Here is a 23,617-nt window from a genome sequence, read left to right as displayed (position 1 = left end):
GGGAGTGCTGTTCCCGCGAGTCGGAGAACAGCGTCGAGAGGGTCGGTGGAATGCGCACGTGCCGGGTGGGACTGGTAGGGGCCGGTGGGGTGGCACAACGCCACGCCCGCGTGTTGGGCGGTTTCGAGGACGTGGAGCTGCTCGGGGTGCACGACGTGTCCCGGGACGCGGCGGCGGAGCTGGCCGGCGCGTACGGCGGCCGGAGCTTCGTCGACGTGGACGAGCTGCTCGCCGCCGGACCGGACGCGGTGTACGTCTGCGTGCCGCCGTTCGCGCACGGGCCGGTGGAGGAGGCGGTCATCGCCGCCGGTGTCCCGATGTTCGTGGAGAAGCCCGTCGCGGTCGACCTGGAGACCGCCGAGCGGATCGCCGCGCTGGTGCAGGAGAAGCGGCTGCTCACCGCCGTCGGCCACCACTGGCGCTACCTGCACGTGGTGGAGCGGGCCCGCGAGCTGCTGGCCGACCGGCCGGTGCGGATGGTCAACGGTTCCTGGCTGGACAAGGTCCCCCCGGTGGCCTGGTGGGCGGTGCGGGACCGCTCCGGCGGCCCGGTCGTCGAGCAGGCCGCGCACGTGCTGGACCTGGTGCGGTCGCTGGTCGGCGAGGCGGTCGAGGTGACCGCGTACGGCGACGGGAACCCGCCGCCGGTCGAGGGCGCCGACATCGACTCGGTGACCGCGGCCACGCTGCGCTTCGCCAACGGGGCGGTGGGCACCCTCGCCGCGGCCTGCGTGCTGACCTGGAAGCACCGGGCGGGGCTGGAGATCCTCGCCGACGGCCTGGCGCTGTCGCTGGCCGAGGACGGCCTGGTGATCTGCGACGCCGACGGGGAGCGCCGGATCGAATCCGATCCGGACGGTGCCCGGATCGCCGTCGACCGGGCCTTCATCGACGCGGTGACCGGCGTCGGCGACGACGTCCGGGTGCCGTACGTCGAGGCGATGCGGACCCAGCGGCTGGCCCTCGCGGTCGCCGAGTCCGCCCGTACCGGGCGTGCCGTGACCCTGCCGACCGGCCCGGCGTCCGTGCCGCTGGCCACCGCGGGGGTGAGCGTCGATGCGTGACAAGGTCGTGGTGGTCAGCGGTCCCGGCGCCGTCGAGCTGGCCGAACAGGACGCCGCCGAGCTGCGCGAGGGCACCTTCCGGGTGGAGACCCTCTACAGCGGCGTCTCCGCCGGCACCGAACTGAGCTTCGTCAAGGGCACCAACCCGTACCTCAACGTCACCTGGAACACCGACCTCGGCCTGTTCCAGCCCGGTGCGGCGAGCACCCCGTACCCGGTCACCCGGCTCGGCTACATGCAGGTCGGCCGGGTGGTGGAGAGCCGCACCCCGGCCGTCGCCGTCGGCACGGTGGGCGCCATGACCTACGGCCACCGCACCGGGTACGTGGCCGACCCGGTAGCCGAGCGGTTCGTCCCGCTCCCCGACGACCTCGATCCGCTGCTCGGCATCTACGTCGCGCACATGGGCCCGATCTGCGCCAACGGCCTGCTGCACGCCGCCGCCGACCTGTGTGGCACCGACGTGCGCTCGCTCGGCGACGGGGTGCGCGGCCGGCGGGTCGCGGTGGTCGGCAGCGGCGTCGTCGCCCTGCTCACCGCCCTGTTCGCCAAGCGGCACGGCGCCGCCTCCGTGGTGGTGCTGGACCCGACGCCGCAGCGCCGCCAGGTCGCCGAGGCGCTGGGCCTGGAGACGCTCGACCCGGAGGCCGACGACCCGGCCGTGGTGCTCAAGACCCGGTGGAACCACGCCGCCGGGGACCGGGGCGCCGACGTGGTGTTCCAGTGCCGCGGCCAGGCCTGGGCGCTGCACCTGGCGCTGCGCCTGCTGCGCCCGCAGGGCACCGTGATCGACCTGGCCTTCTACCAGGACGGCGCGGACGCCGTCCGGCTCGGCGAGGAGTTCCACCACAACGGGCTCTCGCTGCGCTGCGCCCAGATCGGTCGGGTGCCGCGCGGCCTGACGCCGACCTGGGACCGGGAACGGCTCTCCGCCGAGACCATCGAGCTGCTGCGGCAGTACGGCGACGTGATCCGCAAGCACCTCGTCTCGGCGGTGGTGCCGATGGAGGAGGCGCCCGCCCTGCTGACCGACCTGGCCGAACGTCGCCGGCAGGAACTCCAGGTGGTGCTGACCGGCTGAGCCGGGCAGCCGGCACCCGGCACCCGGCTGGGCGCGGGCGGCTACGGTCGGCCCATGACCACCGCCGCCGCCCGCCGGCCCGCCGGCCTGGCCGCCCTGCTGCCGTACCTGCGCGCCCACCGCGGCACCCTCGCCGTGGTGGGCGCGTTGTCGTTGGCCGGCGCGGGCGCCGCGCTGGCGCAGCCGCTGCTCACCCGCCAGGTGCTCGACCAGATGGCGGCGGCCCGGCCGGTCACCGGCCTCGTCGCGGCGCTGGTGGCCCTGGTGGTGGCCGGCGCCGCCCTCGGCGGCCTGCGCGACTTCCTGCTGCAACGCACCGCCGAGGGCGTCGTGCTGGGCACCCGGCGCCGGCTCGCCGGGCACCTGCTGCGGCTGCCCATCGTCGAGTACGACCGGCGCCGCACCGGCGACCTGCTCTCCCGGGTGGGCTCGGACACCACCCTGCTGCGGGCCGTGGTCACCTCCGGGCTGTTCGAGACGGTCACCGGCGCGGTGATGGTCCTCGGCGCGGCCGGCGCGATGGCCCTGCTCGATCCGGTGCTGTTCGGGGTGACCCTGCTGGGGGTGGCCGCCGGCGTCGGTTTCGCGCTCACCGTGGCCCGCCGGGTGCGCGGGCTGTCCCGCGCCGCCCAGGAGCGCGTCGGGGAGATGACCTCCGCCGTCGAGCGGGCCATCTCCGCCGCCCGGACCATCCGCGCCGCCCGGGCCGAGCACCGCGAGGCCGAGGCCGTCGGCTCCAGCGCCGCCCAGGCGTACGCGGCGGGGCTGCGGGTGGCCCGGGTGCAGGCGGTGGTCGGCCCGGTCAGCACGGTCACCATCCAGGGCGCGTTCCTGCTGGTCCTCGGCGTGGGCGGGGCCCGGGTGGCGGCCGGGGCGATCACCGTGGGCGACCTGGTGGCCTTCGTGATGTTCCTGTTCTTCCTGGTCCTGCCGCTCGGCCAGGCGGTGCACGCGTACACCCAGCTGCAGACCGGGCTGGGCGCGTTGCAGCGGATCGAGGAGGTGCTGGCCGTACCCGCGGAGGACGCCGGGGACGGCGCGGACCCGGCGGCGGCCCCGCCCGCCGGCCGCCCGGCGGCGATCGAGTTCGACCGGGTGGGGTTCGGCTACCCGGACGGCGCCCCGGTGCTGCACGAGGTGAGCTTCACCGTGCCGGCCGGCAGCCGCACCGCCCTGGTCGGCCCCTCCGGAGCCGGCAAGTCGACCCTGCTCGCGCTCGTGGAGCGCTTCTACGAGGTCGACTCCGGGTCGCTGCGGCTCGACGGCGTCGACGTGCGCCGGCTGCCCCGCGACGCCCTGCGGGCCCGGCTCGGCTACGTCGAGCAGGAGGCCCCGGTGCTGGCCGGCACGCTGCGGCAGAACCTGCTGATCGGCGCCCCGGACGCGACCGACGCCGCGCTGCTGGCCGTCCTCGACGAGGTCAACCTCGGCCACCTCGCCGAGCGCACCGACGCCGGGTTGGACGTGCAGGTGGGGGAGGGCGGGGTGCTGCTCTCCGGCGGCGAGCGGCAGCGCCTGGCGATCGCCCGGGCGCTGCTCGCCGGCCCACCGGTGCTGCTGCTGGACGAGCCGACCAGCAACCTCGACGCGCGCAACGAGGCGGCGCTGCGCCGGGCCATCGACGCGGTGGCCGTGCGGCGCACCCTGCTGATCGTCGCGCACCGGCTCGCCACCGTCGTCGACGCCGACCAGATCGTGGTGCTCGACGGCGGCCGGGTGGTCGCGGTCGGCAGCCACGACGAATTGACCGTCACCAGTCCGCTTTACCGGGAGCTGGCCGCCCACCAGCTGCTGGTGAGCTGACCCGACCCGGCGCCCCTGACCTGCGCGGACGCGCCGGAACGGGGACACCCGGGACGCCCCGGACGAGCCGGGCAGCGACAGCCCGGCCGGTTCGCGTACCGTTGCCGCTCATGGGTGTGTCGCAACGGTTGAAGAGCAGGTTCCGGCGGTTCCTCCAGCGCCCGGGGACGACGGTCGACCTGGCCCCGCTGGAGAAGTTGCTGCCGAAGATCGCCGCGCGCGAGGACGAGCTGTCCGCCCTCGACGACGCCGAGCTGACCGAGGCCGCCGGCGCCGCCACGGAGTACGCGGAGATCTGCGCGATCGGCCGGGAGGCCGCCCGCCGCGGGCTGGACCAGCGGCCGTACGACGTGCAGCTGCTCGGGGCGATGGCGCTGCTGTCGGGCAAGGTCGCCGAGATGGCCACCGGTGAGGGCAAGACGCTCACCGCCACCATCGCCGCCTACGGGCACGTCCGGTTGGGCAACGGGCCGGTGCACGTGCTCACCGTCAACGACTACCTGGCCCGCCGCGACGCCGAGTGGATGGCGCCGGTCTACCGGCTGCTCGGGCTGACCGTGGGCTGGGTCAACGAGGCCTCCACCCCCGAGGAGCGGCGCGCCGCGTACGCCTGCGACGTGACCTACGTCGCGGTCAGCGAGGCCGGCTTCGACTTCCTCCGCGACCAGCTCGTCACCGACCTCGCCGACCGGGTCCAGCCGCCGCTGAAGACCGCGATCGTGGACGAGGCCGACTCGATCCTGATCGACGAGGCCCGGGTGCCGATGGTGCTCGCCGGCGCGGTCGCCGGCGAGCAGGACCCGGCGCACGCCGCCGCGGCGCTGGTGCGTGGCCTGCGCAAGGGCACGCACTACACCGTCGCCGAGGACGGCCGCAGCGTGGCGTTCACCACCGCCGGCCTCGCCACCGTCGAGGCGAAGCTCGGCGACATCGACCTGTACGACACCGAGCACGTGGGGCAGCTCTCGGCGGTCAACGTAGCGCTGCACGCGCACGCCCTGCTGCACCGCGACGTCGACTACATCGTCCGGGACGGCTCGGTCGAGCTGATCGACGAGATGCGCGGCCGGGTGGCCCAGCGCCGCCGCTGGCCGGACGGCCTGCAGGCGGCGGTCGAGGCCAAGGAGGGCCTGGACGCCACGGCCGAGGGCGAGGTGCTGGGCACCATCGCCGTGCAGGCGTACATCGGGCTCTACCCGACGGTCTGCGGGATGACCGCGACCGCCGTGCTCGTCGGCGAGCAGCTGCGCGAGTTCTTCGGCCTCGAGGTGGCGGTGATCCCGCCGAACACCCCCTGTGTCCGGGAGGACGAGCCGGACCGCATCTACGCCACCCGGGCCGAGAAGGAGGAGGCGCTGATCGACGAGATCACGCGCTGCCACCAGGCCGGCCGGCCGGTGCTGGTCGGCACCCTGGACGTCAAGGAGTCCGAGGGGCTGGCCGCCGGCCTGCACGCCGCCGGGGTGCCCTGCGTCGTGCTGAACGCGAAGAACGACGACGAGGAGGCGGCGATCATCGCCGAGGCGGGCGCGTACGGCGCGGTCACCGTCTCCACCCAGATGGCCGGCCGGGGCGTGGACATCCGCCTCGGCGGCAGCGACCAGAGCGACCGGGACCGGGTGGCCGAGCTGGGCGGCCTGTACGTGATCGGCAGCGGCCGGCACGACAGCCGCCGGGTCGACGACCAGCTGCGCGGCCGGGCCGGCCGGCAGGGCGACCCGGGTGGCTCGGTCTTCTTCGTCAGCCTGGAGGACGACCTGGTGGTCCGGCACGCCGGCGACACCGTGCCGGCCTCGCCGCGGATGAACGCCGACGGCCTGGTCACCGACGAGCAGGTGGACTACGCCGTGGAGCACGCCCAGCGGGTGGCCGAGGGCGTCAACCACGAGATCCACCGCAACACCTGGCGGTACAGCGTGGTGATCGAGCAGCAGCGCAAGGCGCTCGCGGAGCGCCGCGAGCGGCTGCTCACCAGCGACGTGGCCGCGCTGATGCTGCTCGACCGGGTGCCGGACAAGGCCGGCGAGATGGACGAGGACCTGCTCGCCCGGGTGGCCCGGTCGATCGCCCTCTACCACCTCGACCGGCTCTGGGCCGAGCACCTGGCCGAGCTCTCCGAGGTCCGCGAGGGCGTGCACCTGCGGGCGCTGGGCCGCCTCGACCCGCTGGACGAGTTCCACCGGGCGGCGGTGCCCGCGTTCAACAACCTCGTCCCCGAGATCGAAACCCGCACCATCGCCACCTTCACCGAGACCGAGTTCGACGCCGACTGGGAGCCGGACGCCGCCAAGCTGGTGCGGCCGAGCGCCACCTGGACGTACCTCGTCCACGACAACCCGTTCGGCTCCGAGCTGGACCGGCTGATCGCCTCGGTCGGCCGGCGGCTCTCCGCCGCGCGCTGAGCGGTCACCGGGGCCCCTTCCGGCGCGGACCCGCGCCGGAAGGGACCCCTTTACGCGGTTTCGATCCTGGTTTGCGAGGGTAGAAGCCCGGGGCTCATGAGTCAGGGGAGATCACACGATGGGACAGGCAATGGGGCCGGTCGACGGGGTCGGTCGACGCGCGGGGGCCGTGCGCCGGTGAACCTGGACATGCGGGAGCCGACGATCGACACCCTCGGCGTGCTGGAGACCGCCGGCCTGCTGCGCGAGCTGACCGCCGGCCTGATCGCGGCCGATGACTTCGACGAGGCGCTGGCCCGGCTGGTGCGGATCGCCCGGGACGCCGTACCGGACGTGACCTGGTGCGGCTTCACCGCGCTGCGCGCCGGGGAGCCCGCCGGGGTGGCCGCCTCCGACCCCGGCCTGGCGGAGCTGGACGACCTGCGGCACGGCCCGGAGTCGCCGGCGATGAGCGCCATCGGGCGCCGGGAGATGACCGTCGCGCAGGATCTCGCCGTCGAGGAGCGCTGGCCGGGCTGGACGGCCCGGGCGCGGGGCCTCGGGGTGCGCGGGGTGATCTCCGCGCCGGTCGACGTCGACGAGCAGGCGATCGGGGTGATCAACCTCTACACCGACTCCGCCGGCACGTTCACCACCCGGCACCAGCTCACCGCGATGCTGCTCGCCGAGCACGCGGGCCTGCTGCTGGCTGCCGTGCGTGACCGGGTCAAGCAGGCCGAGCGGGCCGGTGAGCTGGACGAATCGCTGCTGGGGGAGGGCGTCGTCGGCCAGGCGGTCGGGGTGATCATGACCCAGCGCGGGTGCCCCGCGCCGGAGGCCCTCGACGTGCTGCGCAACGCCGCGTCCTCGCTGGACATCCCGCTGCGCGAGGTCGCCGAGCGGCTGGTCGCCACGGTGTCGCGTCCCCGGGAAGGTTGAGCGCGCCGTTTCGCCGGACTGGTGCCCGGGTAGCACCCTGGTTTCGTGAGCTGACACGAAATCTGGGGAGGAACCGATGGAGAGCCGGCTGCGGGTGCAGGGGCATCCGATCCAACCGATGCTGGTGACGTTCCCGTTCGGGCTCTTCGTCAGCGCGGTCCTCTTCGACCTCGCCGACGTGGCCGGCGGGCCGGCCTTCCTCGGCGAGGTGGGCTACTGGACGGCGGTCGCCGCCCTGGTCGCCGCCGGGCTCGCCGGGGTCGCCGGCATGGTCGACCTGTGGGACGTCCGGGCCGGCCGGACCCGCCGCACCATGGTCACCTTCAACCTGGCCAACGCCGGCATGGCCGCGCTGTTCCTGCTGGCCTGCCTGATCCGGGCCGACGCGCCGCAGCGCGGCGCCACCGCGGTCCTGGTGATCACCGAGTTGGTCGCCCTGGCCGTGGGCGCGGTCGGGGTCCGGCTGGGCGCCCGCCTGATGCGCCAGTTCGACGCCGGCCGCCGGGAGCCGAGCGGCTTCGAGGCCCTGGAGGGCGTGCCGGCCGCCGGCGCCACCGTGGAGATCATCCGCCCCCGCGCCTGACCCCGCCGCTCGCGCCGGACCGCCCGCCGGCCCACGTCGGCGACGTGGCGGTGTCCCCCAGGGCGGCCTTCTCCCCGATCCGGGGTCGACGCGGCCGGCGGAATCCGGTTGTCGGTCACCCCTCTGGCCCGGCAGGGTGGCCGGATGGCACAGCCCGCCTTCGCCGAACTGGTCGCCGAGGCGGCGGCCGCGCCCGTGCACGGCTGGGACTTCTCCTGGCTCGACGGCCGGGCCACCGAGGAACGCCCGCCGTGGGGCTACGCCCGGCTGGTGGCGGCCCGGCTGGCGGCGGCCTCCGCCGCCCTGGACGTGGACACCGGCGGGGGAGAGGTGCTGGCCGAGGCGCCGGCCCCGCCGCCGCTGCTGGTCGCCACCGAGGCCTGGCCGCCCAACGTCGCGGTCGCCCGGCGTACGCTGCGCCGGGTCGGCGCCACCGTCGTCCAGGTCGGCCCGGCGTCCGGGCTGCCGTTCCGGGACGCCTCCTTCGACCTCGTCACCAGCCGGCACCCGGTCGCCACCGAATGGACCGAGATCGCCCGGGTGCTGCGCCCCGGTGGGGCGTACCTGTCCCAGCAGATCGGCCCGGGCACGATGCGGGAGTTGAGCGAGGCGATCCTCGGCCCGCTGCCGCCCCCGACCAGCCGGCAGCCGGAGCGGGCCGTGGCCGCCGCCCGGGCCGCGGGCCTGTCCGTGGTCCGCCTCGAACAGGCCACCCTGCGGGCGGTCTTCCACGACGTCGGCGCGGTGGTCTGGTTCCTGCGCAAGGTCGTCTGGACGGCGCCGGGCTTCGACGTGGACCGGCACCGGCCGCAGCTCGCCGCGCTGGACCGGCGGATCCGCGCGGAGGGGGCCTTCGTCGCCCACGCCCGCCGGTTCCTGATCGAGGCGGTCCGGCCGGCCTGAGCGGCGTCAGTGGGCGCGGGCGTGGTGGGCGGCGAGCACGTCGGCGCCGAAGTCGCCGGCCGGGCGGCGCAGCACCGTGTGCGCGTGGTTGCCGTCCTCGGTGGTGTTGTCGTACTCGATCAACAAGTTGTCGCCCTGCACCCGGTAGTAGTGCCGCCCACCCGGTCGGGTCGACCCGGCCCAGGCGAAGTGCAGCACGCCGCCGGCGAGCCGGTCCGCCTCGCGGACCGCCAGCTCGGCGGGGAGCCGGTCCAGGTAGAGCGCCACCAGCTGGTCGAGCAGGGCGCGGCCGGTGACACCGAGCCGGTCGCCGGGCACGCCCAGCGGGGTGAGCGGCCCGTCGACCGACGGCCGGGTGGCGCTCACGATGTCCGCCGGGGCCTCGTCGGCGATGATCGCGGCGGCCCGCCCGGCCGACCCGATCGCCTCCAGCAGCTCCCGGCCGAGGTCCTCCTCGATGCCGAGCGGGCGGGAGACGGGCCGCCCGGCGTGCCGGACGGTGGCCGGGTTGGCGCCGAGGAAGAGCGGGGCGGGGGAGACCTCGTCGTCGACCACCGTCATGCTCACCGACAGGTGGTGCCCCTCGAACCGCCACGCCCAGCGGTCGTCGCGGGCCGGGTCGCCGTAGAGCGCCACCCAGTAGTCGCCGCTGTGCCGGCCGCGTCGCCACTCCTCGGCCCGGTCCAGCACCTCCTCCAGCGCCACCACGGTCATCGCCTGGGCGTACGCCGGTGGGCTCAGCGCGGTGGCCAGCAGCCGGTGCGCCGCCTTGCGCCCGGCGCGGTCCAGGTCGGCCAGGCACACCCCGGGGCGGGGCCGGGGCCGGTACTCCAGCCACCGCCGGCCCTCGTCGTCGAAGGCGTGCCCGGCGGCGGCGCGGGCCGGCTCGTCGAGCGTGGCCAGCAGCGCGCCGGCCGCCGTGCGCATCCGCTCCGGTACGGGATCGTCCATGGTGCCGCCTCAGCGGGAGTTGAGCAGGGTGTCGCCCTGGTCGTTGGTCATGTTCACCGGCGGGCCGACGTCGACGTGGCCGATGAGCTCCTCGGTCTCACCGGCGCGGGCCAGGTCGAACATCCGATGGGCGAAGGCCAGCGTCTCGACGTCGAGGTCGTCGTCACCCGTCCAGGCTAGTCGGCCGCCGCGTTCGGCGGACTGGTAGCTTGCCAGCCCACGACGGGAGGGTCATGGACGACGTGTACGTCGGCAACGCGGGTGTGGACGGTGCCACGAACGCCGGTTGGCTGCTCGGGCACTTCATGCCCGTCGGCGACCCTCGGCACAGTGCCGAGGTCGAGGTGAAGTGGGGCGTGCACCCGCCGGGGGAGGCCCGCTCGCGGTGGGCCAGCCAGGAGCGGCGGATCGCGTTGCTGGTCCTGGTGAGCGGCCGCTTCCGGGTGGAGTTCCCGGACCGGACGGTGGTGCTGGGCACGCCGGGCGACTACGTGGTGTGGGGCCGCGGCGTGGACCACTGCTGGTACGCCGAGCAGGCGTCGGTGGTGCTGACCGTGCGCTGGCCCTCGGTGCCGGGCTACCGGGTGGACCCGCCGGTCTCGCGCTGATCCCCGGCATTCCGGTTGCCGTCCCAGCATCCGGTATTACCTACTAAACCTATAGGCTTTGACTCCTATAGTGGTGGCCGGACGCATCACCACGGGAGACCGCCATGACCGACCCGCACACCGACCTGCTCGCCGTCGCCGCCTCGTACGCCGACCCGGCCCGCTGGCCGGTGCCGCTGCGCTTCGACCCGGTCGAGCGCTGGTACGCCCGGCTCGCCGGCACCGACACGCACGAGGTCTGGGCGCTGAGCTGGCTCCCCGGCCAGGGCACCGACCTGCACGACCACGGCGGCTCCTCGGGAGCGTTCCTGGTCGTCGCCGGTGAACTCACCGAGGAGACGGTGTCCGGTGCACGGCTGCGCCCGCACCGCCTGGCCGCCGGGGCCGGGCGACGGTTCGGCCCGCGGCACGTGCACGTGGTGACCAACCGCGCCCACCAGCCCGCGGTCAGCGTCCACGTCTACCGGCCCGCGCTGCGCCGGATGACCCGCTACCGGCTCGACGCCGGCCGGCTGCGGGTCGCCGACGTGGCCGAGGCCGGCGTCGCCTGGTGACCCCCGTCGCCCCCACACCCACCCGCCGGCTCGTTCCTGGAAGGACCGCGAGGATGTCGCAGCAGCACCACCACCCGAGTACCGACAGCCCGCCGGTGCCACCACCGGGATCCCGGGGCATCGACGAGATCCTCGCCGCCGCCCGCGCCCGGCTGCGCCGGCTCGACCCCGAGGCGGCGCACCTGGCGTACCGTGCCGGGGCCCTGCTGGTCGACATCCGGCCGGCCGCCCAGCGGGCCGCGCACGGCACCGTGCCGGGAGCGCTGGCCATCGAGCGCAACGTGCTGGAGTGGCGGCTCGACCCGCGCTGCCCGGCCCGGCTGCCCCAGGCGGTCGGCTACCACCTGCCGGTCGTCGTGATCTGTCAGGAGGGCTACACGTCCTCGCTGGCCGCCGCCGCGTTGCAGGATCTCGGCCTGCACCGGGCCACCGACGTGGTCGGCGGTTTCGTCGCCTGGCGCATCGCCGGCCTGCCCGCGCTCGGCCCGACCCCGCCGGCCGGCTCCCCGGCCACCGCGCCCCCGGTGACCGCCGGCCGGGCGCCGCGCTGACCGCCACGCTCCACCGGGCGTGGCGGACGACCCGTCATCTCAGGAGGCACCGATGTCCGTCGTCGCCATCACCTCGCGCCCGCACCCGCCGGGCCGCTCCGACCGGCCCGGGCCGCCCCGGCCCCGGTCCGCCCCGACGCTGACCATCACCCTCGACCTGGCCGCCGCGCCGCTGACGCCCCGGCTGGCCCGCCTGGTGGACCTGCTCGGCGAGCTGGCCGAGGCGGGGGAGGGCGTGGTCCGGCTGGCCGAACCGGTGCCGGTGCGGGCGGGCACGGCCGTGCCCGCGCCGGCCCCCGCCGACGAGCACCCGGACACGCTGCGGATCCTGGCCGGCTCCCGGGTGGTCCGGCAGGGCGACCGGGAGATCCCGCTCACCCGGATCGAGTTCGACCTGCTGCTCTTCCTCGCCGAGCACCCGCACCGGGTCTTCACCCGGCTCCAGCTGCTGGGCAGCGTCTGGGGCTACGAGCACGCGGTGGCCCGGACCGTGGACGTGCACGTGCGCCGGTTGCGCGCCAAGCTCGGCGCCGACACCCCGCTGGTGACCACCGTGTACGGCGTCGGCTACCGGCTGGCCGACGAGTCCCGGGTCCGGGTCGACCGGTTCCGCTGACCGGGTGCCGGCGCGGCGGGCCCGGGGGACCGTCCGCCGTGGTGCGTCGGGCCGGACCGGCCAATGTGAAACGAGCGGGTACCCCCCGTATCCGACCGCCCCGGCGACTCTGCTGTAATCATCTGGCTCGTACGCAGAGCGAGGGTTCGGCTGCGATGTGTTCGTCAATTGTCACATTCATGCAACGTGGCCGCCCCTTGACCCTCGCTCAGGGGCCGGGAAGCATCGATGAAGCGGCGTCCCGGGCCGTGGGTTTACCCGGACCAGCCAAGGAGGACCATGTCGGTCAGCCCCGCCTCGTCGCGCGCCGGATGGCATACGTCCCAACCTGCGGTTCCCGGTCGTCCCCCCGGCGGCCAGCGCCGCCCGGCGAACACGGCCGCACCCGTGCTCACCGTGACCCTGTCCATCCCGTTGGCGTGTGAGGAGTCGTTGACCCCGCCGGCCCGCCGGCTGCTCGAGGCCGCCCGCGAGATGTTGGAACGCGGCGAGGGCACCATCATCACCAACGGTGTCCCCGCCGAGCGGCGGCCCGAGCCGCTGCCCGGCGGCCGGTCCCCGGCCCGGTCGCTCGCGCCGACCATCCCGGCGCTGCACATCCTGGCCTCCTCCCGGTCCGTGCTGCGCGACGGCGAGCCACTGCCGCTGACCCGGCTGGAGTTCGACCTGCTGCTGCACCTGGTGGCCCACCCGCGCCGGGTCTTCACCCGGTTGCAGCTGCTCAACGCGGTCTGGGGCTACGAGCACGCCGGGGTCCGCACCGTCGACGTGCACGTGCGCCGGCTGCGCGGCAAGGTCGGCGTGGACGTCCCCCTGGTGACCACCGTCTACGGGGTCGGCTACCGGCTCGCCGACGACGCCCGGGTCACCATCGACCGCACCGGCTGACCGACCGGCGCGCCATCGACCGCATCGGCTGGCCGACGGGCGCCATCGACCGCACCGGCCGACCCGGCCGGGTGACCATCGACCGCGCCGGCCGACCGGCCGGGGCACCATGGTCGGATGCGCGTCCGACCCATCTCGCCCGAGCGGCTCGTCGCCGAGCTGACCGAGCGGCTCCTCGCCGCCGCCACCGAGCCGGGCCTCCCGGCCGCGACCGGTGCCGGCCCCGACGCTCCGGCCGACCGGCCCGGCCGACTGCGGGTCGCCGTCGACGGCCCGCCGGCCGCCGCGCCGCAGCGCCTCGCTGAGGCGCTGGTCGACCCGCTGCGCGCGCTCGGCCGTCCGGTGCTGCACGTGCGCGCCGAGAACTTCCTGCGGCCCGCCTCGATCCGCTTCGAGCTGGGTCGGACCAACCCGGACGCGTACTACGAGAGCTGGACCGACGAGCCCGGGCTGCGCCGCGAGGTGCTCGACCCCGCCGGCCCGGGCGGCTCCGGGCGGGTGCTGCCCTCCCTCTGGGACCCGGCGACCGACCGGGCCAGCCGGGCCGCGTACGTCCCGCTGCCGCCCGGCGCGGTGCTGCTGGTCAGCGGGGCGCTGCTGCTCGGCGGCGGGCTGCCCTTCGACGTCGCCGTGCACCTGGCGCTCTCGCCGGCCGCCCTGGCCCGGCGCACCGACCCGGAGCTGCGCTGGACCCTGCCCGCCTTCGCCCGGTACGCCGACGAGGTCGACCCGGCCTCCTTCGCCGACGTGGTGGTCCGGGCCGACGACCCGCGGCACCCGGCTCTCGTCGAGCCGGACGAACCGGTCGACTGAGGCCGGAAAAACTCGTCGGTTTGATCCACTGCGGAGGTGGGTATTCGCCCGGCTCACAGAGCACGGGTGATCTCGCCCGTGCGGACCGTATCCGGGCGACCGGCCGAGCCGGCCGGAGCCCCACGAAAGGCAGGCAGCGATGCTCGTCCACGACACCGTCGGTACGGGCCGATCCCAGGCGGAGATCGACCAGATCCGACTCTCCCTGCAGGCCCGCTACGACGAGCTGTCCGCGGAGTACGAGCAGGCCGTCGCGCAGAGCCAGGTGCTGCGGCTCGTGGAGGTCGGCGACACCGCCGGCGACGACCAGGCCGACAGCGGCACCAAGACCGCCGAACGGGACACCGCGCAGTCGCTGCTGCGCACGATCCTCGATCGTCGCGCCCAGTTCGAGCACGCGCTGACCCGCCTGGACCAGGGCACCTACGGCTTCTGCGAGGGCTGCTCGGCGCCGATCCCGGTCGAGCGCCTGGAGATCTTCCCGTCGGCCACCTCCTGTGTGGCCTGCAAGCAGACGCGGGAGCGGCGGGCCGCCTGAGCGGCGGGCGTCGCGGTTGCCGGTCAGGTCCGGGCGCGGTGGACTCCTTCCATGGGTGACATCAAGGTGGGCACCGCGTCCTGGACCGACCGGACCCTGCTGGAGTCGGGGTGGTATCCGCAGACCGCGGACACCCCGGAGAAGCGCCTGGCGTACTACGCCCGGCGCTTTCCGCTGGTCGAGGTGGACGCCACCTACTACTCGCCGCCGGCCGAGCGGACCGCCCGGCTGTGGGCCGAGCGCACCCCGGCGGGGTTCACCTTCAACGTCAAGGCGTTCAGCCTGCTGACCGGGCACCCGACGAAGGTGTCCGCGCTCTACAAGGACCTGCGCCCGGAGACGGAGAAGAAGAACCTCTACCCGGACGACCTGCCCGCGCAGGCGTACGAGGAGGTGTGGACCCGGTTCCTGTCCGCGCTGGACCCGCTGGTGGCGGCCGGCAAGCTCGGCGCGGTGCTGTTCCAGTTCCCGCCCTGGTTCACCATCAAGCGGGAGAACAAGGAGTACCTGCTGGAGGTGGAGCGGCGCTGCCGCCCGCTGCGGGGGGTCTTCGAGTTCCGGCACGCCTCCTGGTTCGACGGCGCCAACGCCGACGAGACGGTCGCCTTCCTGCGCAAGCACCGGTTGCCGTACGTCTGCGTGGACATGCCGCAGGGCCACCGCTCCTCGGTACCGCCGGTGCTGGCCGCCACCGCGGACCTCGCGGTGGTGCGCTTCCACGGGCACAGCGACAAGTGGACCAGCAAGGACATCCACGAGAAGTTCGGCTACCACTACTCCGACCGGGAGTTGCGGGACTGGGCGCCGAAGCTGCGCGAGCTGGCCGACTCGGCCGGGCAGACCCACGTACTGATGAACAATTGTTACCGCGATTTTGCCCAGACCAACGCCGCCACCCTGGCCGGCCTGCTCGACGCCGGCGGCTGACGCGGTCGCCGGAGTTCACCCGGGCGGGGTGACGCCGGCTCACCCGGTCGCCGCGCAGCATGGGCGGTGTCTGCGGTCCGTCGACCGACGGAACCGTGAGGCCGACAGCGACGGAGGTGGCCCATGGCGGTTCGCGTCGTGACGGACAGACGACGTGGCGGGGTGCTGCACGTGGTCGGAAGGGCCGACGGCAACGCCCGCGAGCGACCCGGTCGGATCAGGCCGACCCGGCTGTGGCGGGGGCCGAGCGGGCCGCCGCGCCGCACTGACGACCGACGATGGGAAGACGACGCACGGGGGTGGACAGATGGCTGAGCAGCTGCAAGCGGCGTTCGAGTCCTCTTTGGAGAAGACGAACCTGATGCTCAAGGACATCGAACAGGCGTACGGTTGGCCCAAGGAGCAACGCAACCAGTCCTACTGCGCGCTGCGCACTGTTCTGCACCTGCTGCGCGACCGGATGCCGGTGCAGGAGAGCGTGGAGTTCGCCGCGCAGTTGCCGGTGCTGGTCCGCGGGATCTACTTCGACGGCTGGAAGCCGATGGACGTGCCGATCAAGCTCAATCGGGACGACTTCCTCCTCGAGGTCCGGCGGCACTTTCCGTACGACGTCGAGGGCGGCACCGAGCGCGTGGTGCAGGTGGTGCTGGACGCCCTGAGCCGGCACGTGACCCAGGGCCAGTGGGACGACGTGAAGGACAACATGCCCAGTGACCTGCAACGGATGATGCCGTGACCGGATGACCCATGGCCCGTCCCGCCCGTCCGGTGGGGCGGGCCGCTTCACTGCGTCCGGCTGACCGGCCGGCCCGCCCGCCGGGCCAGCCTCGCGAAGGCCATCGCGTCGACCACGGCGGCCCCGCCCGGGTCGTTGTTGAAGTAGACGTACGCCGGCTCGGCGTCGTCGAAGACCTCGGCGAGGCGGCGTACCCAGGAGGCGAGCGCGGCCCGTCCGTAGCGCGGCCACGGTTGGGCGCGGCCCTCGTGCAGCCGCAGGTAGCCGAAGTCAGTGGTGCGCCACAGCGGGGTCACCGGCCGGCCCCGCCGGTCCGCCCAGACCAGCGCGGCCCGCCGGCGTTCCAGCACCTGCCGCACCGGCGCCGTCCACCAGGACGGGTGCCGGGGTTCCACGGCCACCCGCACCTCGGTCGGGAAGAGGCGCAGGGTGGCGTCCAGCGCCTCCGCATCGGCGGGCAGGTTCGGCGGGAGCTGCACCAGCACCGGTCCGAGCCGGTCGCCGAGCGCGGTGGCCCGGCCCAGGAACCGGGCGACCGGCTCGGCCGGGTCGCGCAGCCGTTTGATGTGGGTCAGGTAGCGGCTCATCTTCACCGCCACGCAGAAGTCGTCCGGGGTACGCGCCCGCCAGGCGGCGAAGGTGTCCCGCTCGGGCAGCCGGTAGAAGGCGTTGTTCACCTCGACGGTGGCGAACCGGGTGGTGAAGTGCTCCAGCCAGAGCCGCTGGGGCAGCTTCGGCGGGTAGAAGCGCTCCCGCCAGTCGCGGTACTGCCATCCGGAGGTGCCGACCAGGATTATCGCTTCCGCCTAGTGCAGGCCCAGCGGGAAAACCTCGAACGCGGCGCCGTAGCGGACCCCGAGCCGGGTGCCGACCGGGCGGCTGATGCTCTCCAGGAACTCCGCCGGGTCGAACCCGCCGTCGCCGAGGCCCCGCAGGTAGGCGTCGTGCGCGCGCAGCGAGGCCAGCCCGGCGTCGAAGGTGGCGGTGACGTCCACCCCGTGCCGGGACAGCGGCGAGGCGGCGGCCCACACCTCCCGGACCCGGTTCCACGGCGCCACGCCGCCGGCCAGCTGCTCCGGGAAGATCCACCGGTTGCCGGCGTCGCGGGCCGCGTCGAGCACGGCCCGCCCGGTCGCGATGTGGTCGGCCTGGTTGAGCGCGTACGCCCCGTCCCAGGTGTCGCGGAAGTTGTTGGTGATCACCACGTCGGGGCGGTACCGCCGGATCACCTCGGCGATCGCCCGGCGCAGCGGCACGCCGTACTCCAGCAGCCCGTCCGGCTGGCCGAGGAACTCCACCGTGGTCACCCCGACCACGGCGGCCGAGGCCCGCTGTTCCTCCTCGCGGACCACCCGGGCCCGCTCCGGGGTGGTCCCGTCGATGCCGGCCTCGCCGCTGGTGACCAGGCAGTAGACGACCTCCTTGCCCTGCCCGGTCCACCGGGCGACGGCGGCGGCCGCGCCGAACTCCAGGTCGTCGGGGTGGGCCACCACGGCCAGGGCGCGCTGCCAGTCCTCGGCCAGCGGCGTCAGCGGTGCGGGCTGCGGCTGCCCCATGGTGACCTCCCTGCCGGACGGGCCGTCCCCCCATCCTGGCACCGCCGTCGCCGCCGCGCCCGGTTCGCGGCGCGCCGATGAGCCCCGGCGGGCCGGGCGAAGTGTCCCGCTCGCCGGGTCCCGCCGTCTACGGTGTGGTTAGAGAAGATCGCGCGTGGGGTACCACCCGCTGCACGACGGACCCCGCCTGTGGCGGGGCGGCACACCCGAGGGAGCACCCATGGCACTCAACGACGACGACATGCAGACCACCAGCGGCGGCGGCCTCGAGGGCCCGGCCGACGGTGGCGCGACTCCGGGTCAGCAGGACGGCGGCGCCGACGGCGGCGCGGACCGTGGTGCGGAGCGCGGCGCCGACCAGGGCGCCGACCGGGGTGCCGAGGGTCCGGCCGACGGTGGCGCCACCCCCGGCCAGCAGGACGGTGGCGCCGACGGTGGTGCCGAGGGTCCGGCCGACGGCGGCGCGACCCCGGGCCAGCAGGACGGCGGCGCCGACGGCGGCGCGCGCTGACCAGCTCATGACGATCATCGACCCGCCGGGCGGTCACCGCCGCCCGGCGGTTCCGTCCGCCGCCGAGGCCCTGGCGCGCTGCGTCAGCGTGGAGCCGGCGAAGTTCGCCGCCGCCCACTGGGGACGGGCCCCGCTGCTCTCCCGCGCCGACGAGCTGCCCAACCCCGACGGCTTCACCGACCTGCTCAGCCCCGCCGACGCCGACGAGCTGCTCAGCCGCCGGGGTCTGCGTACCCCGTTCCTGCGGGTGGCCAAGGACGGCCAGCTCGTGCCGGCGGCGCGCTACACCGGCGGCGGCGGCGCCGGCGCCGAGATCACCGACCAGGTCCTCGACGAGAAGGTGCTGGAGCTGTACGCATCCGGCGCCACGCTGGTGCTCCAGGGACTGCACCGCACCTGGCCCGCCCTGGTCGACTTCGCCCGCGACCTCGGCGCGGCGCTCTCCCAGCCGTTGCAGGTCAATGCCTACCTGACTCCGGCCGGCAGCCAGGGCTTCGCCACCCACTACGACACCCACGACGTCTTCGTGCTCCAGGTCGACGGTCGCAAGCACTGGCGCATCCACCCGCCGGTGCTGCCTGACCCGCTGGAGCAGCAGCCCTGGGGCGGGCGGGCCGACGAGGTCGCCGCCACCGCCGACGGTCCCGCCGCGCTGGACGTGGTGCTCGCCCCCGGCGACGCGCTCTACCTGCCGCGTGGCTGGCTGCACAGCGCGCAGGCGCAGGAGTCCAGCTCGCTGCACCTGACCGTCGGCATCCGTGCGCTGACCCGGTACGCCATGGTGGAGGAACTGCTCACCCTGGCCGCCGAGGACCCCCGGCTGCGTGCCGGGCTGCCCTTCGGCACCGACGTCGCCGACCCCGACGCCGTCGAGCCCGAGCTGACCGAGACCGTGGAGGCGCTGCGGGACTGGCTGCTGCGCGTCGACCCGGCGGCGGTCGCCGCCCGGCTGCGGCAGCGCGCCTGGCCCGCCGCCCGGCCGGCCCCGATCCGGCCCCTCGCCCAGGCCGCCGCGCTCGCCGCGCTCGACGCCGACAGTCGAATCGCCCCGCGGGCCGGGTTGCGCTGGCAGCTCACCGCCACCGACGACCACCGGGTGGCGCTGCGGCTGCCCGACCGGACCATCACCCTGCCCGGCACCTGCGAGCCGGCGGTGCGCACCCTGCTCACCGACACCGTCACCCGGGTGGGCGACCTGCCCGGCCTGGACGACGACGCCGACCGGCTGGTGCTGGCCCGCCGGCTGCTGCGCGAGGCCGTCGCGGTCCCTGCCTGACAGCCGCTGCGCCTCGGCGGGTCCACCGAGCCGACCGGGCGGCCCGCCGCCCGGTCCCGCCGGACCGCCGGGTTCAGCGGGTCGACACCAGCAGGGCCACCGTGGTCGCCACCCCGGCGACCAGCACGATCGCCATCGGCCGCGGCCCCAGCAGGGCGTGCCGCCGGTCGGCCAGCCGCTTCGCCGGCGCCAGGCCGGCCAGCGGTCCGAGCAGCGTCACGACCAGGGCCAGCACCGGCATCCCCACCGCCAGGTCACCGCCGTAGCGGTGGCCGAGCGCGCGGGCGCCCACCCCGAGGCCGTACGCCACCAGCGCTCCCGCCACCCCGCAGAGCGCCAGCAGCGGGTTCACCGACGCGGGCAGCTCACCCGGCTGCCCGGCGCGGTCCAGCAGCTCCCGCACCCCGCGCAGCGACGACACCGGGTCACCGGCCGCGTCCCGGGCCGGCCCCGGCGCCGGGCCGAGCCGCCGCCCGCCCAGTCCCAGCCGGCCCCGCAGCTCCGCCCAGAGGTGCCCGACCTCGGCGTCGACCCGCTCCACCATGGACCGGGCCTCGGTCACCTCCGCCTCGGCCCGGCGGAGTTGCGCGGTCGCCTCGGCCACCGCCCGTTCGGCGGCGGCGCACTGCTGGTCGTGCCAGGCCTGCGCCTCGGCCCGCTGGGCCCGGACCCGGCCGGTCAGCTCGGCCAGTCGGCGGACGTGGGCGGCGTACGTGTCACTGGCGACCGGTTCGTTCATCGCGACGGACCATAAGGGATGATCACCTGTCCGGTGCGGTGCACCGCCCGGTCGAAGAAGAGCCCGCGCCACGGACGGGGGTACCAGTCCGGGCCGCCGGTGCCGGGGTAGAGCGAGGAACCCAGCTCCGCGCCCTGCACGTCGAGGGCGACCCAGGCCCCGATCTGGTCGGTGCGGGCGGCCGGGCCGCCGAGGTCCACCCGCATCCGGGCGATCCCGCGCCACCAGGCCAGCACGTGGGTACGCCGCTCCGGCCCGTCGTGCAGGATCCGGCGCAGCTGCTCCAGCCCGCTGCGCCCGCCGGCGGGCGCAGCCAGCCGTCCGGCCGCCGCGTCCACGGCGAACAGCAGCAGGTAGTGCGGGGTGCTCGGGGTGCCCGGCCGGCCCAGCGCCTCGGCCGTCTCGGCCATCAGCTCCGGCACCGTCTCCTCGTCGTACCAGGCCGCGTCGTCGGCCAGGTCCTCGTAGAGGGCGCGGGCGGCCGGGTCGGCGTCCGGGTCGAGGCAGGCGATGGAGAACCGGGCGGTACCCGGCCGGTGCTGGCGGGCCAGCGACCGGGCGGCGGCGTCGAGCACCGCGCACGCCTCGTCCACCCGGGTGCCCAGCACCGCCAGGTTGCGCCCGGGGGCGCGGGGCAGCCGCAGCGCCGCCGAGCGGGCCTGCACGTCGATGATCTCGCCGAGCAGGGCGACCGGACCCCGGGGCGGCGGGGTGTCGCCCTGCGGGGTCAGCGCACGGTAGTCGGGCGCGTCGACCAGCCGGGGGACGGCGTCGCCGTCGAAGAGCCGCGCCGGCGCGGCGTCCTGCGGCCGCATCCGCCACAGCCGGTGCTGCAGTTCGCTCCAGGTCTCCCAGTCGCTGGCCGACGGGATCCGGGCCACCTGGTTGCCCTCGGTCATCCCGGACTCGGCGTTGACCACCGCGTGGTGCCGGGGCAGCGCCTGCGCCGCGTCGTTGCGCTCGGCCAGGATGCGCAGCGCCTTGGGCAGCGCGATCCGCAGGGTGAACTGCGCGACCAGCGCGGGCCGCCCCCAGAGCGCCTCGATGCCCCGCACGTCCTGCGAGGCGAGCACCAGGTGGATGCCCTGCGACCGGCCCCGCCGGGCCAGGTCCTCCAGCAGGTCGGCGGCCTCCCGGGCCACCACGTCCCGCCCGGCCAGCAGCGCCTGGAACTCGTCGACCACCGCCACGATCCGCGGCCAGTGCCCGGTCGGGTCCACCGCCCGCAGCTCGGCCAGCTTGGTGACCTCGTGCTTCTTGGCGGCGTCGGCCCGCCGGCGCAGCTCCTCGGCGAGGAACCGCAGCAGGGCCAGGCCGAACTCCCGGTCGGTGTTGACGTTGATCCCGACCAGCCGCATGTGCGGCAACCAGCTCGGGTCGCGCCGGCCCTGGGCGAACCGGGCGAAGGACACCCCCTCCTTGAAGTCGAGCAGATAGAACTCCAGCTCGGCGGGGGAGTAGCGGGCGGCGAGCGCGCCGATCCAGGCGAAGATCAGGTTGGTCTTGCCGGTGCCGGAGGGGCCGCCGATCAGCGCGTGCGGCGGGTAGTCGCCCAGGGTCAGCAGCACCGGTCGCCCGTGCGGGCCCTCGCCGATCGGCGCGGTCAGCCCGTGCGCCGAGTCCTCCTTCCACATCTGCTCCGGCGGGGGCAGCAGGTCGGTGAAGGGCGCCGGGGGCGGGCCGGCGTTGACCCGGGAGGCGATCTCCCGGCAGGTCTCGGTGACCAGCGTGGCGGGCGGCGGCGGGTCGAGGCGTACCGGCAGGCCGGGCGGGGCGCCGACGCGGGCGTCGCCCGGCTCGGCGACGACCCGGGTGACCGTCGGGTCCTCCGGCAGCGGGATGCCCCGAACCACCAGGTGCACCCCGCAGGCCGCCCCGGTGCGGACCACCCGGTCCAGCTGGCCGCGTTCGTGCCGGGACAGCTCGTCCCCACCGAGCAGCACCGCCACCCGCCACGGCTCCGGCCGGCGACCGGTCGCCGCGGCCAGCTCGCGCAGCGAGGCGTACTCGCCGGCCAGCACCGTCTCGTTGATCCGGCGGATCTGCTCCACCAGGTCGTCGAGCAGCCGGCCGAGCCCGCCCGGACCGACGAAGGTGAGCAGCCCGGCGGTGCCCAGCGGGGCGAAGCCGGCCAACCCGCCGCCCAGGTGCTCCGGGTCGTAGCCGTACAGCCGCACCGCGCCCGGGTCGGCCCGACCGACCCCGCGCAGCAGCAGCGCGCCGACCACCGCGTCCGCGCCGTCCCGGTCGCCACCGGACAGGTGCACGTGGCCGGCGTCCAGCAGCGGGACCAGCGCCGGGACCGGTTCCGCCCCGGCGATGCGCAGCGTGCCGACGCGTACCGGACCGACCGGCTCGCCGCGCCCGGCCGGCGCCGCCCGCCAGGCCGTCCACGACGCGGACGCCGCGCCCGGCGCCTCCCGCAGCGCAGCGGCGGCGGCCCGGCGGGCCAGCTCGGCGATCCGCGCCGCGTGCCGGTCGTCGATCTCGGCCAGCCGGCGGTCGCGTTCCGCGCCGACCCGCTGCGGCACCGCCGCGGCCGCCCGCCGCACCCGGACCAGCCGTTCGCGGGCGGCGGTCAGCTCCGTCTCGGCGCCGGCCAACCGGGTACGCGTCGCGCCGAGGGCCTCGGAGAGCATCCCCCGTACCCGCGTGACCAGTTGGCTGCGCAGGTCAGCCACGGTGCCCACCGTCGGGCCGGCGCCCGGCGAGCGGCGCGGCGGCGGCCGGCGCCCGGCGGGCGTCGGGCTCGTCGCGGGGCAGGTCCCGACCGAGCCGGGCCAGCAGCACGCCGGTCACCACCCCGGCGGTGACCGCCGGGTCGGCGGCGTGCGGCTGCTCGCCGGCGCGGGGCGGGGGCATCCGGCAGACCCGGGTGAGCAGGGTGTCCAGCACCGGCGGCGGCAGCCCGGGGAGCAGGTCGCGGACCTGGCCGTCCAGCTCGCGCCGCAGCCGGCCCAGGTCGTCGGCGCGCGGCGGGTGCCCGAGCAGTTCCCCGGCCAGGTCGCGCAGCAGCGGCGGGGCCACCGCGGCCAGCCCGAGGCCGACGTCGGCGTGTGCCGTGCGCAGCTCCCGGTGCAGCCGGTCCCGGTCGCCGGAGCGGACCCCGGTGACCACCCGGCGCAGCAGCTCCCGGGAGTCGGCGATTCGCTCGTCCGGCTCCTCCGGCGGGCCCTCCCGGCCTCCGGTCAGCTCCGCCACCCGTACCGACCACCAGCGCTTGACCGTCGGGTCGGCCGGTGGCTGCGGTGCGGGACCGCTCGGCGGCGCGGCGTCCCCGCGGGGCGCGTCGTGCCTCGGCTCGCGGCGGGCCGGCGCCGCGGGCGGCGCGCCGTCGGGGGCCAGCCCGATCGCGGCCAGGTACGCCGACAGCTGCTCCTGGGCCACCCGCAGCGCGTGCCCGGCGGCTTCGGCGTGCTCGGTGGCCGCGGAGAGCTCCGGCACCCCCATCGGGTTGGCCGACTCCTGCCGGACCCAGCGCAGCCGCTCGGTGGCCTGGCCGAACTTCTCCAGCGCCTGGGCCAGCGGCGCCAGCGGCAGCTCCTCGGCGGCGGCGCGCACCTGCGCCCCGACGTCCTCGATGATGGACACGGCCGCCC

24 protein-coding genes are annotated in these 23,617 nt (G+C 75.6%); 18 read left to right on the top strand and 6 right to left on the bottom strand.

Going from position 1 to position 23,617, the window contains the following annotated elements:
- Window positions 1-50: 50 nt before the first annotated feature.
- From ACTMTB_RS22310 to ACTMTB_RS22280, 7 genes are all read left to right on the top strand, one after another.
- Complete coding sequence (locus ACTMTB_RS22310; RefSeq protein ID WP_441148205.1) at window positions 51-1,064, top strand: Gfo/Idh/MocA family protein; 1,014 nt, start codon at window positions 51-53, stop codon at window positions 1,062-1,064.
- Window positions 1,057-2,145 (top strand): zinc-binding dehydrogenase, encoded by a 1,089-nt coding sequence (locus ACTMTB_RS22305; RefSeq protein ID WP_441148204.1) that lies wholly within the window; start codon window positions 1,057-1,059, stop codon window positions 2,143-2,145. Before ACTMTB_RS22310 ends, ACTMTB_RS22305 begins: the two co-directional genes overlap by 8 nt.
- 54 nt (window positions 2,146-2,199) lie before the next feature.
- Entirely contained in the window at window positions 2,200-3,948 is a 1,749-nt protein-coding gene (locus ACTMTB_RS22300) for an ABC transporter ATP-binding protein (protein ID WP_441148203.1), read from the top strand.
- 110 nt (window positions 3,949-4,058) lie between these two features.
- Window positions 4,059-6,350 (top strand): accessory Sec system translocase SecA2, encoded by a 2,292-nt coding sequence (gene secA2 / locus ACTMTB_RS22295; RefSeq protein ID WP_441148202.1) that lies wholly within the window; start codon window positions 4,059-4,061, stop codon window positions 6,348-6,350.
- A gap of 177 nt (window positions 6,351-6,527) precedes the next feature.
- On the top strand, window positions 6,528-7,268 hold the full coding sequence (locus ACTMTB_RS22290) for an ANTAR domain-containing protein (RefSeq protein ID WP_441148201.1): 741 nt from the start codon (window positions 6,528-6,530) through the stop codon (window positions 7,266-7,268).
- Between the two features lie 76 nt (window positions 7,269-7,344).
- Window positions 7,345-7,851 carry a DUF2231 domain-containing protein gene (locus ACTMTB_RS22285; protein WP_441148200.1) on the top strand — a complete coding sequence of 169 codons (507 nt, stop codon included), beginning with the start codon at window positions 7,345-7,347 and terminating at the stop codon, window positions 7,849-7,851.
- Between the two features lie 144 nt (window positions 7,852-7,995).
- Window positions 7,996-8,754 (top strand): class I SAM-dependent methyltransferase, encoded by a 759-nt coding sequence (locus tag ACTMTB_RS22280; protein WP_441148199.1) that lies wholly within the window; start codon window positions 7,996-7,998, stop codon window positions 8,752-8,754.
- Between the two features lie 6 nt (window positions 8,755-8,760).
- Here the strand turns inward: ACTMTB_RS22280 and ACTMTB_RS22275 are convergent, their stop codons facing one another.
- Window positions 8,761-9,705, bottom strand: coding sequence for a DUF3500 domain-containing protein (locus ACTMTB_RS22275; protein ID WP_441148198.1), 945 nt, complete (start codon window positions 9,703-9,705; stop codon window positions 8,761-8,763).
- Window positions 9,706-9,938: 233 nt separating this feature from the next.
- Here ACTMTB_RS22275 and ACTMTB_RS22270 point away from each other — a divergent pair, with 233 nt between their 5' ends.
- The 9 genes from ACTMTB_RS22270 to ACTMTB_RS22230 all read left to right on the top strand — a co-directional run bounded on the left by ACTMTB_RS22270 (window position 9,939) and on the right by ACTMTB_RS22230 (window position 15,936).
- Window positions 9,939-10,313, top strand: a complete 375-nt coding sequence (locus tag ACTMTB_RS22270) for a signal peptidase I (RefSeq protein WP_441148197.1) — start codon at window positions 9,939-9,941, stop codon at window positions 10,311-10,313.
- 104 nt (window positions 10,314-10,417) lie between these two features.
- Window positions 10,418-10,867 (top strand): cysteine dioxygenase, encoded by a 450-nt coding sequence (locus tag ACTMTB_RS22265; protein WP_441148196.1) that lies wholly within the window; start codon window positions 10,418-10,420, stop codon window positions 10,865-10,867.
- Window positions 10,868-10,920: 53 nt separating this feature from the next.
- Window positions 10,921-11,418, top strand: a complete 498-nt coding sequence (locus ACTMTB_RS22260) for a rhodanese-like domain-containing protein (protein ID WP_441148195.1) — start codon at window positions 10,921-10,923, stop codon at window positions 11,416-11,418.
- Between the two features lie 19 nt (window positions 11,419-11,437).
- Window positions 11,438-12,034 carry a winged helix-turn-helix domain-containing protein gene (locus ACTMTB_RS22255; RefSeq protein WP_441148194.1) on the top strand — a complete coding sequence of 199 codons (597 nt, stop codon included), beginning with the start codon at window positions 11,438-11,440 and terminating at the stop codon, window positions 12,032-12,034.
- 279 nt (window positions 12,035-12,313) lie between these two features.
- A complete protein-coding gene (locus ACTMTB_RS22250) occupies window positions 12,314-12,922 on the top strand; it encodes a winged helix-turn-helix domain-containing protein (RefSeq protein ID WP_210778335.1) in 609 nt (202 codons plus the stop codon).
- 117 nt (window positions 12,923-13,039) lie between these two features.
- Window positions 13,040-13,735 (top strand): uridine kinase, encoded by a 696-nt coding sequence (locus tag ACTMTB_RS22245; RefSeq protein WP_441148193.1) that lies wholly within the window; start codon window positions 13,040-13,042, stop codon window positions 13,733-13,735.
- 139 nt (window positions 13,736-13,874) lie between these two features.
- A complete protein-coding gene (locus ACTMTB_RS22240; protein ID WP_441148192.1) occupies window positions 13,875-14,273 on the top strand; it encodes a TraR/DksA family transcriptional regulator in 399 nt (132 codons plus the stop codon).
- 51 nt (window positions 14,274-14,324) lie between these two features.
- Window positions 14,325-15,200, top strand: coding sequence for a DUF72 domain-containing protein (locus tag ACTMTB_RS22235; RefSeq protein ID WP_441148191.1), 876 nt, complete (start codon window positions 14,325-14,327; stop codon window positions 15,198-15,200).
- Window positions 15,201-15,507: 307 nt separating this feature from the next.
- A complete protein-coding gene (locus ACTMTB_RS22230) occupies window positions 15,508-15,936 on the top strand; it encodes a DUF2267 domain-containing protein (protein ID WP_441148190.1) in 429 nt (142 codons plus the stop codon).
- 47 nt (window positions 15,937-15,983) lie between these two features.
- Here ACTMTB_RS22230 and ACTMTB_RS22225 read toward each other — a convergent pair whose 3' ends face one another.
- Window positions 15,984-16,727: a DUF72 domain-containing protein gene (locus ACTMTB_RS22225; RefSeq protein ID WP_441148362.1), complete on the bottom strand. Its 744-nt coding sequence runs from the start codon at window positions 16,725-16,727 to the stop codon at window positions 15,984-15,986.
- A gap of 15 nt (window positions 16,728-16,742) precedes the next feature.
- Entirely contained in the window at window positions 16,743-17,492 is a 750-nt protein-coding gene (locus ACTMTB_RS22220; protein ID WP_441148189.1) for a PIG-L deacetylase family protein, read from the bottom strand.
- A gap of 220 nt (window positions 17,493-17,712) precedes the next feature.
- Here ACTMTB_RS22220 and ACTMTB_RS22215 point away from each other — a divergent pair, with 220 nt between their 5' ends.
- Complete coding sequence (locus ACTMTB_RS22215; RefSeq protein WP_441148188.1) at window positions 17,713-18,003, top strand: hypothetical protein; 291 nt, start codon at window positions 17,713-17,715, stop codon at window positions 18,001-18,003.
- Window positions 18,004-18,010: 7 nt separating this feature from the next.
- Window positions 18,011-19,279 (top strand): cupin domain-containing protein, encoded by a 1,269-nt coding sequence (locus ACTMTB_RS22210; protein WP_441148187.1) that lies wholly within the window; start codon window positions 18,011-18,013, stop codon window positions 19,277-19,279.
- A gap of 73 nt (window positions 19,280-19,352) precedes the next feature.
- On the opposite strand, the gene ACTMTB_RS22205 is transcribed toward ACTMTB_RS22210, so the two are convergent.
- From ACTMTB_RS22205 to ACTMTB_RS22195, 3 genes are read right to left on the bottom strand one after another with little or no spacing between them, the layout of a single operon-like run.
- Window positions 19,353-20,018, bottom strand: coding sequence for a hypothetical protein (locus tag ACTMTB_RS22205; RefSeq protein ID WP_441148186.1), 666 nt, complete (start codon window positions 20,016-20,018; stop codon window positions 19,353-19,355).
- Window positions 20,015-22,699, bottom strand: coding sequence for an FtsK/SpoIIIE domain-containing protein (locus ACTMTB_RS22200; RefSeq protein ID WP_441148185.1), 2,685 nt, complete (start codon window positions 22,697-22,699; stop codon window positions 20,015-20,017). Before ACTMTB_RS22200 ends, ACTMTB_RS22205 begins: the two co-directional genes overlap by 4 nt.
- The gene (locus ACTMTB_RS22195; RefSeq protein WP_441148184.1) at window positions 22,692-23,609 is read right to left on the bottom strand and encodes a hypothetical protein; all 918 of its coding nucleotides are present in this window, start codon (window positions 23,607-23,609) and stop codon (window positions 22,692-22,694) included. Before ACTMTB_RS22195 ends, ACTMTB_RS22200 begins: the two co-directional genes overlap by 8 nt.
- Window positions 23,610-23,617 lie beyond the last annotated feature (8 nt).

The organism is Micromonospora sp. L32 (assembly GCF_052068055.1).
GTDB classification, from domain to species: Bacteria; Actinomycetota; Actinomycetes; order Mycobacteriales; family Micromonosporaceae; genus Micromonospora; species Micromonospora purpureochromogenes.
This window is presented reverse-complemented; position numbering and strand designations above follow the sequence as displayed.

Bases quoted from the DNA above. Each gene is read 5' to 3' on its own strand.
- ACTMTB_RS22245 (WP_441148193.1), top strand. From the start codon at position 13,040: ATGCGCGTCCGACCCATCTCGCCCGAGCGGCTCGTCGCCGAGCTGACC.
- ACTMTB_RS22305 (WP_441148204.1), top strand. From the start codon at position 1,057: ATGCGTGACAAGGTCGTGGTGGTCAGCGGTCCCGGCGCCGTCGAGCTG.
- ACTMTB_RS22240 (WP_441148192.1), top strand. From the start codon at position 13,875: ATGCTCGTCCACGACACCGTCGGTACGGGCCGATCCCAGGCGGAGATC.
- ACTMTB_RS22220 (WP_441148189.1), bottom strand. From the start codon at position 17,492: ATGGGGCAGCCGCAGCCCGCACCGCTGACGCCGCTGGCCGAGGACTGG.
- ACTMTB_RS22310 (WP_441148205.1), top strand. From the start codon at position 51: ATGCGCACGTGCCGGGTGGGACTGGTAGGGGCCGGTGGGGTGGCACAA.
- ACTMTB_RS22265 (WP_441148196.1), top strand. From the start codon at position 10,418: ATGACCGACCCGCACACCGACCTGCTCGCCGTCGCCGCCTCGTACGCC.
- secA2 (WP_441148202.1), top strand. From the start codon at position 4,059: ATGGGTGTGTCGCAACGGTTGAAGAGCAGGTTCCGGCGGTTCCTCCAG.
- ACTMTB_RS22285 (WP_441148200.1), top strand. From the start codon at position 7,345: ATGGAGAGCCGGCTGCGGGTGCAGGGGCATCCGATCCAACCGATGCTG.
- ACTMTB_RS22210 (WP_441148187.1), top strand. From the start codon at position 18,011: ATGACGATCATCGACCCGCCGGGCGGTCACCGCCGCCCGGCGGTTCCG.
- ACTMTB_RS22205 (WP_441148186.1), bottom strand. From the start codon at position 20,018: ATGAACGAACCGGTCGCCAGTGACACGTACGCCGCCCACGTCCGCCGA.
- ACTMTB_RS22235 (WP_441148191.1), top strand. From the start codon at position 14,325: ATGGGTGACATCAAGGTGGGCACCGCGTCCTGGACCGACCGGACCCTG.
- ACTMTB_RS22230 (WP_441148190.1), top strand. From the start codon at position 15,508: ATGGCTGAGCAGCTGCAAGCGGCGTTCGAGTCCTCTTTGGAGAAGACG.
- ACTMTB_RS22275 (WP_441148198.1), bottom strand. From the start codon at position 9,705: ATGGACGATCCCGTACCGGAGCGGATGCGCACGGCGGCCGGCGCGCTG.
- ACTMTB_RS22280 (WP_441148199.1), top strand. From the start codon at position 7,996: ATGGCACAGCCCGCCTTCGCCGAACTGGTCGCCGAGGCGGCGGCCGCG.
- ACTMTB_RS22250 (WP_210778335.1), top strand. From the start codon at position 12,314: ATGTCGGTCAGCCCCGCCTCGTCGCGCGCCGGATGGCATACGTCCCAA.
- ACTMTB_RS22270 (WP_441148197.1), top strand. From the start codon at position 9,939: ATGGACGACGTGTACGTCGGCAACGCGGGTGTGGACGGTGCCACGAAC.
- ACTMTB_RS22215 (WP_441148188.1), top strand. From the start codon at position 17,713: ATGGCACTCAACGACGACGACATGCAGACCACCAGCGGCGGCGGCCTC.
- ACTMTB_RS22260 (WP_441148195.1), top strand. From the start codon at position 10,921: ATGTCGCAGCAGCACCACCACCCGAGTACCGACAGCCCGCCGGTGCCA.
- ACTMTB_RS22300 (WP_441148203.1), top strand. From the start codon at position 2,200: ATGACCACCGCCGCCGCCCGCCGGCCCGCCGGCCTGGCCGCCCTGCTG.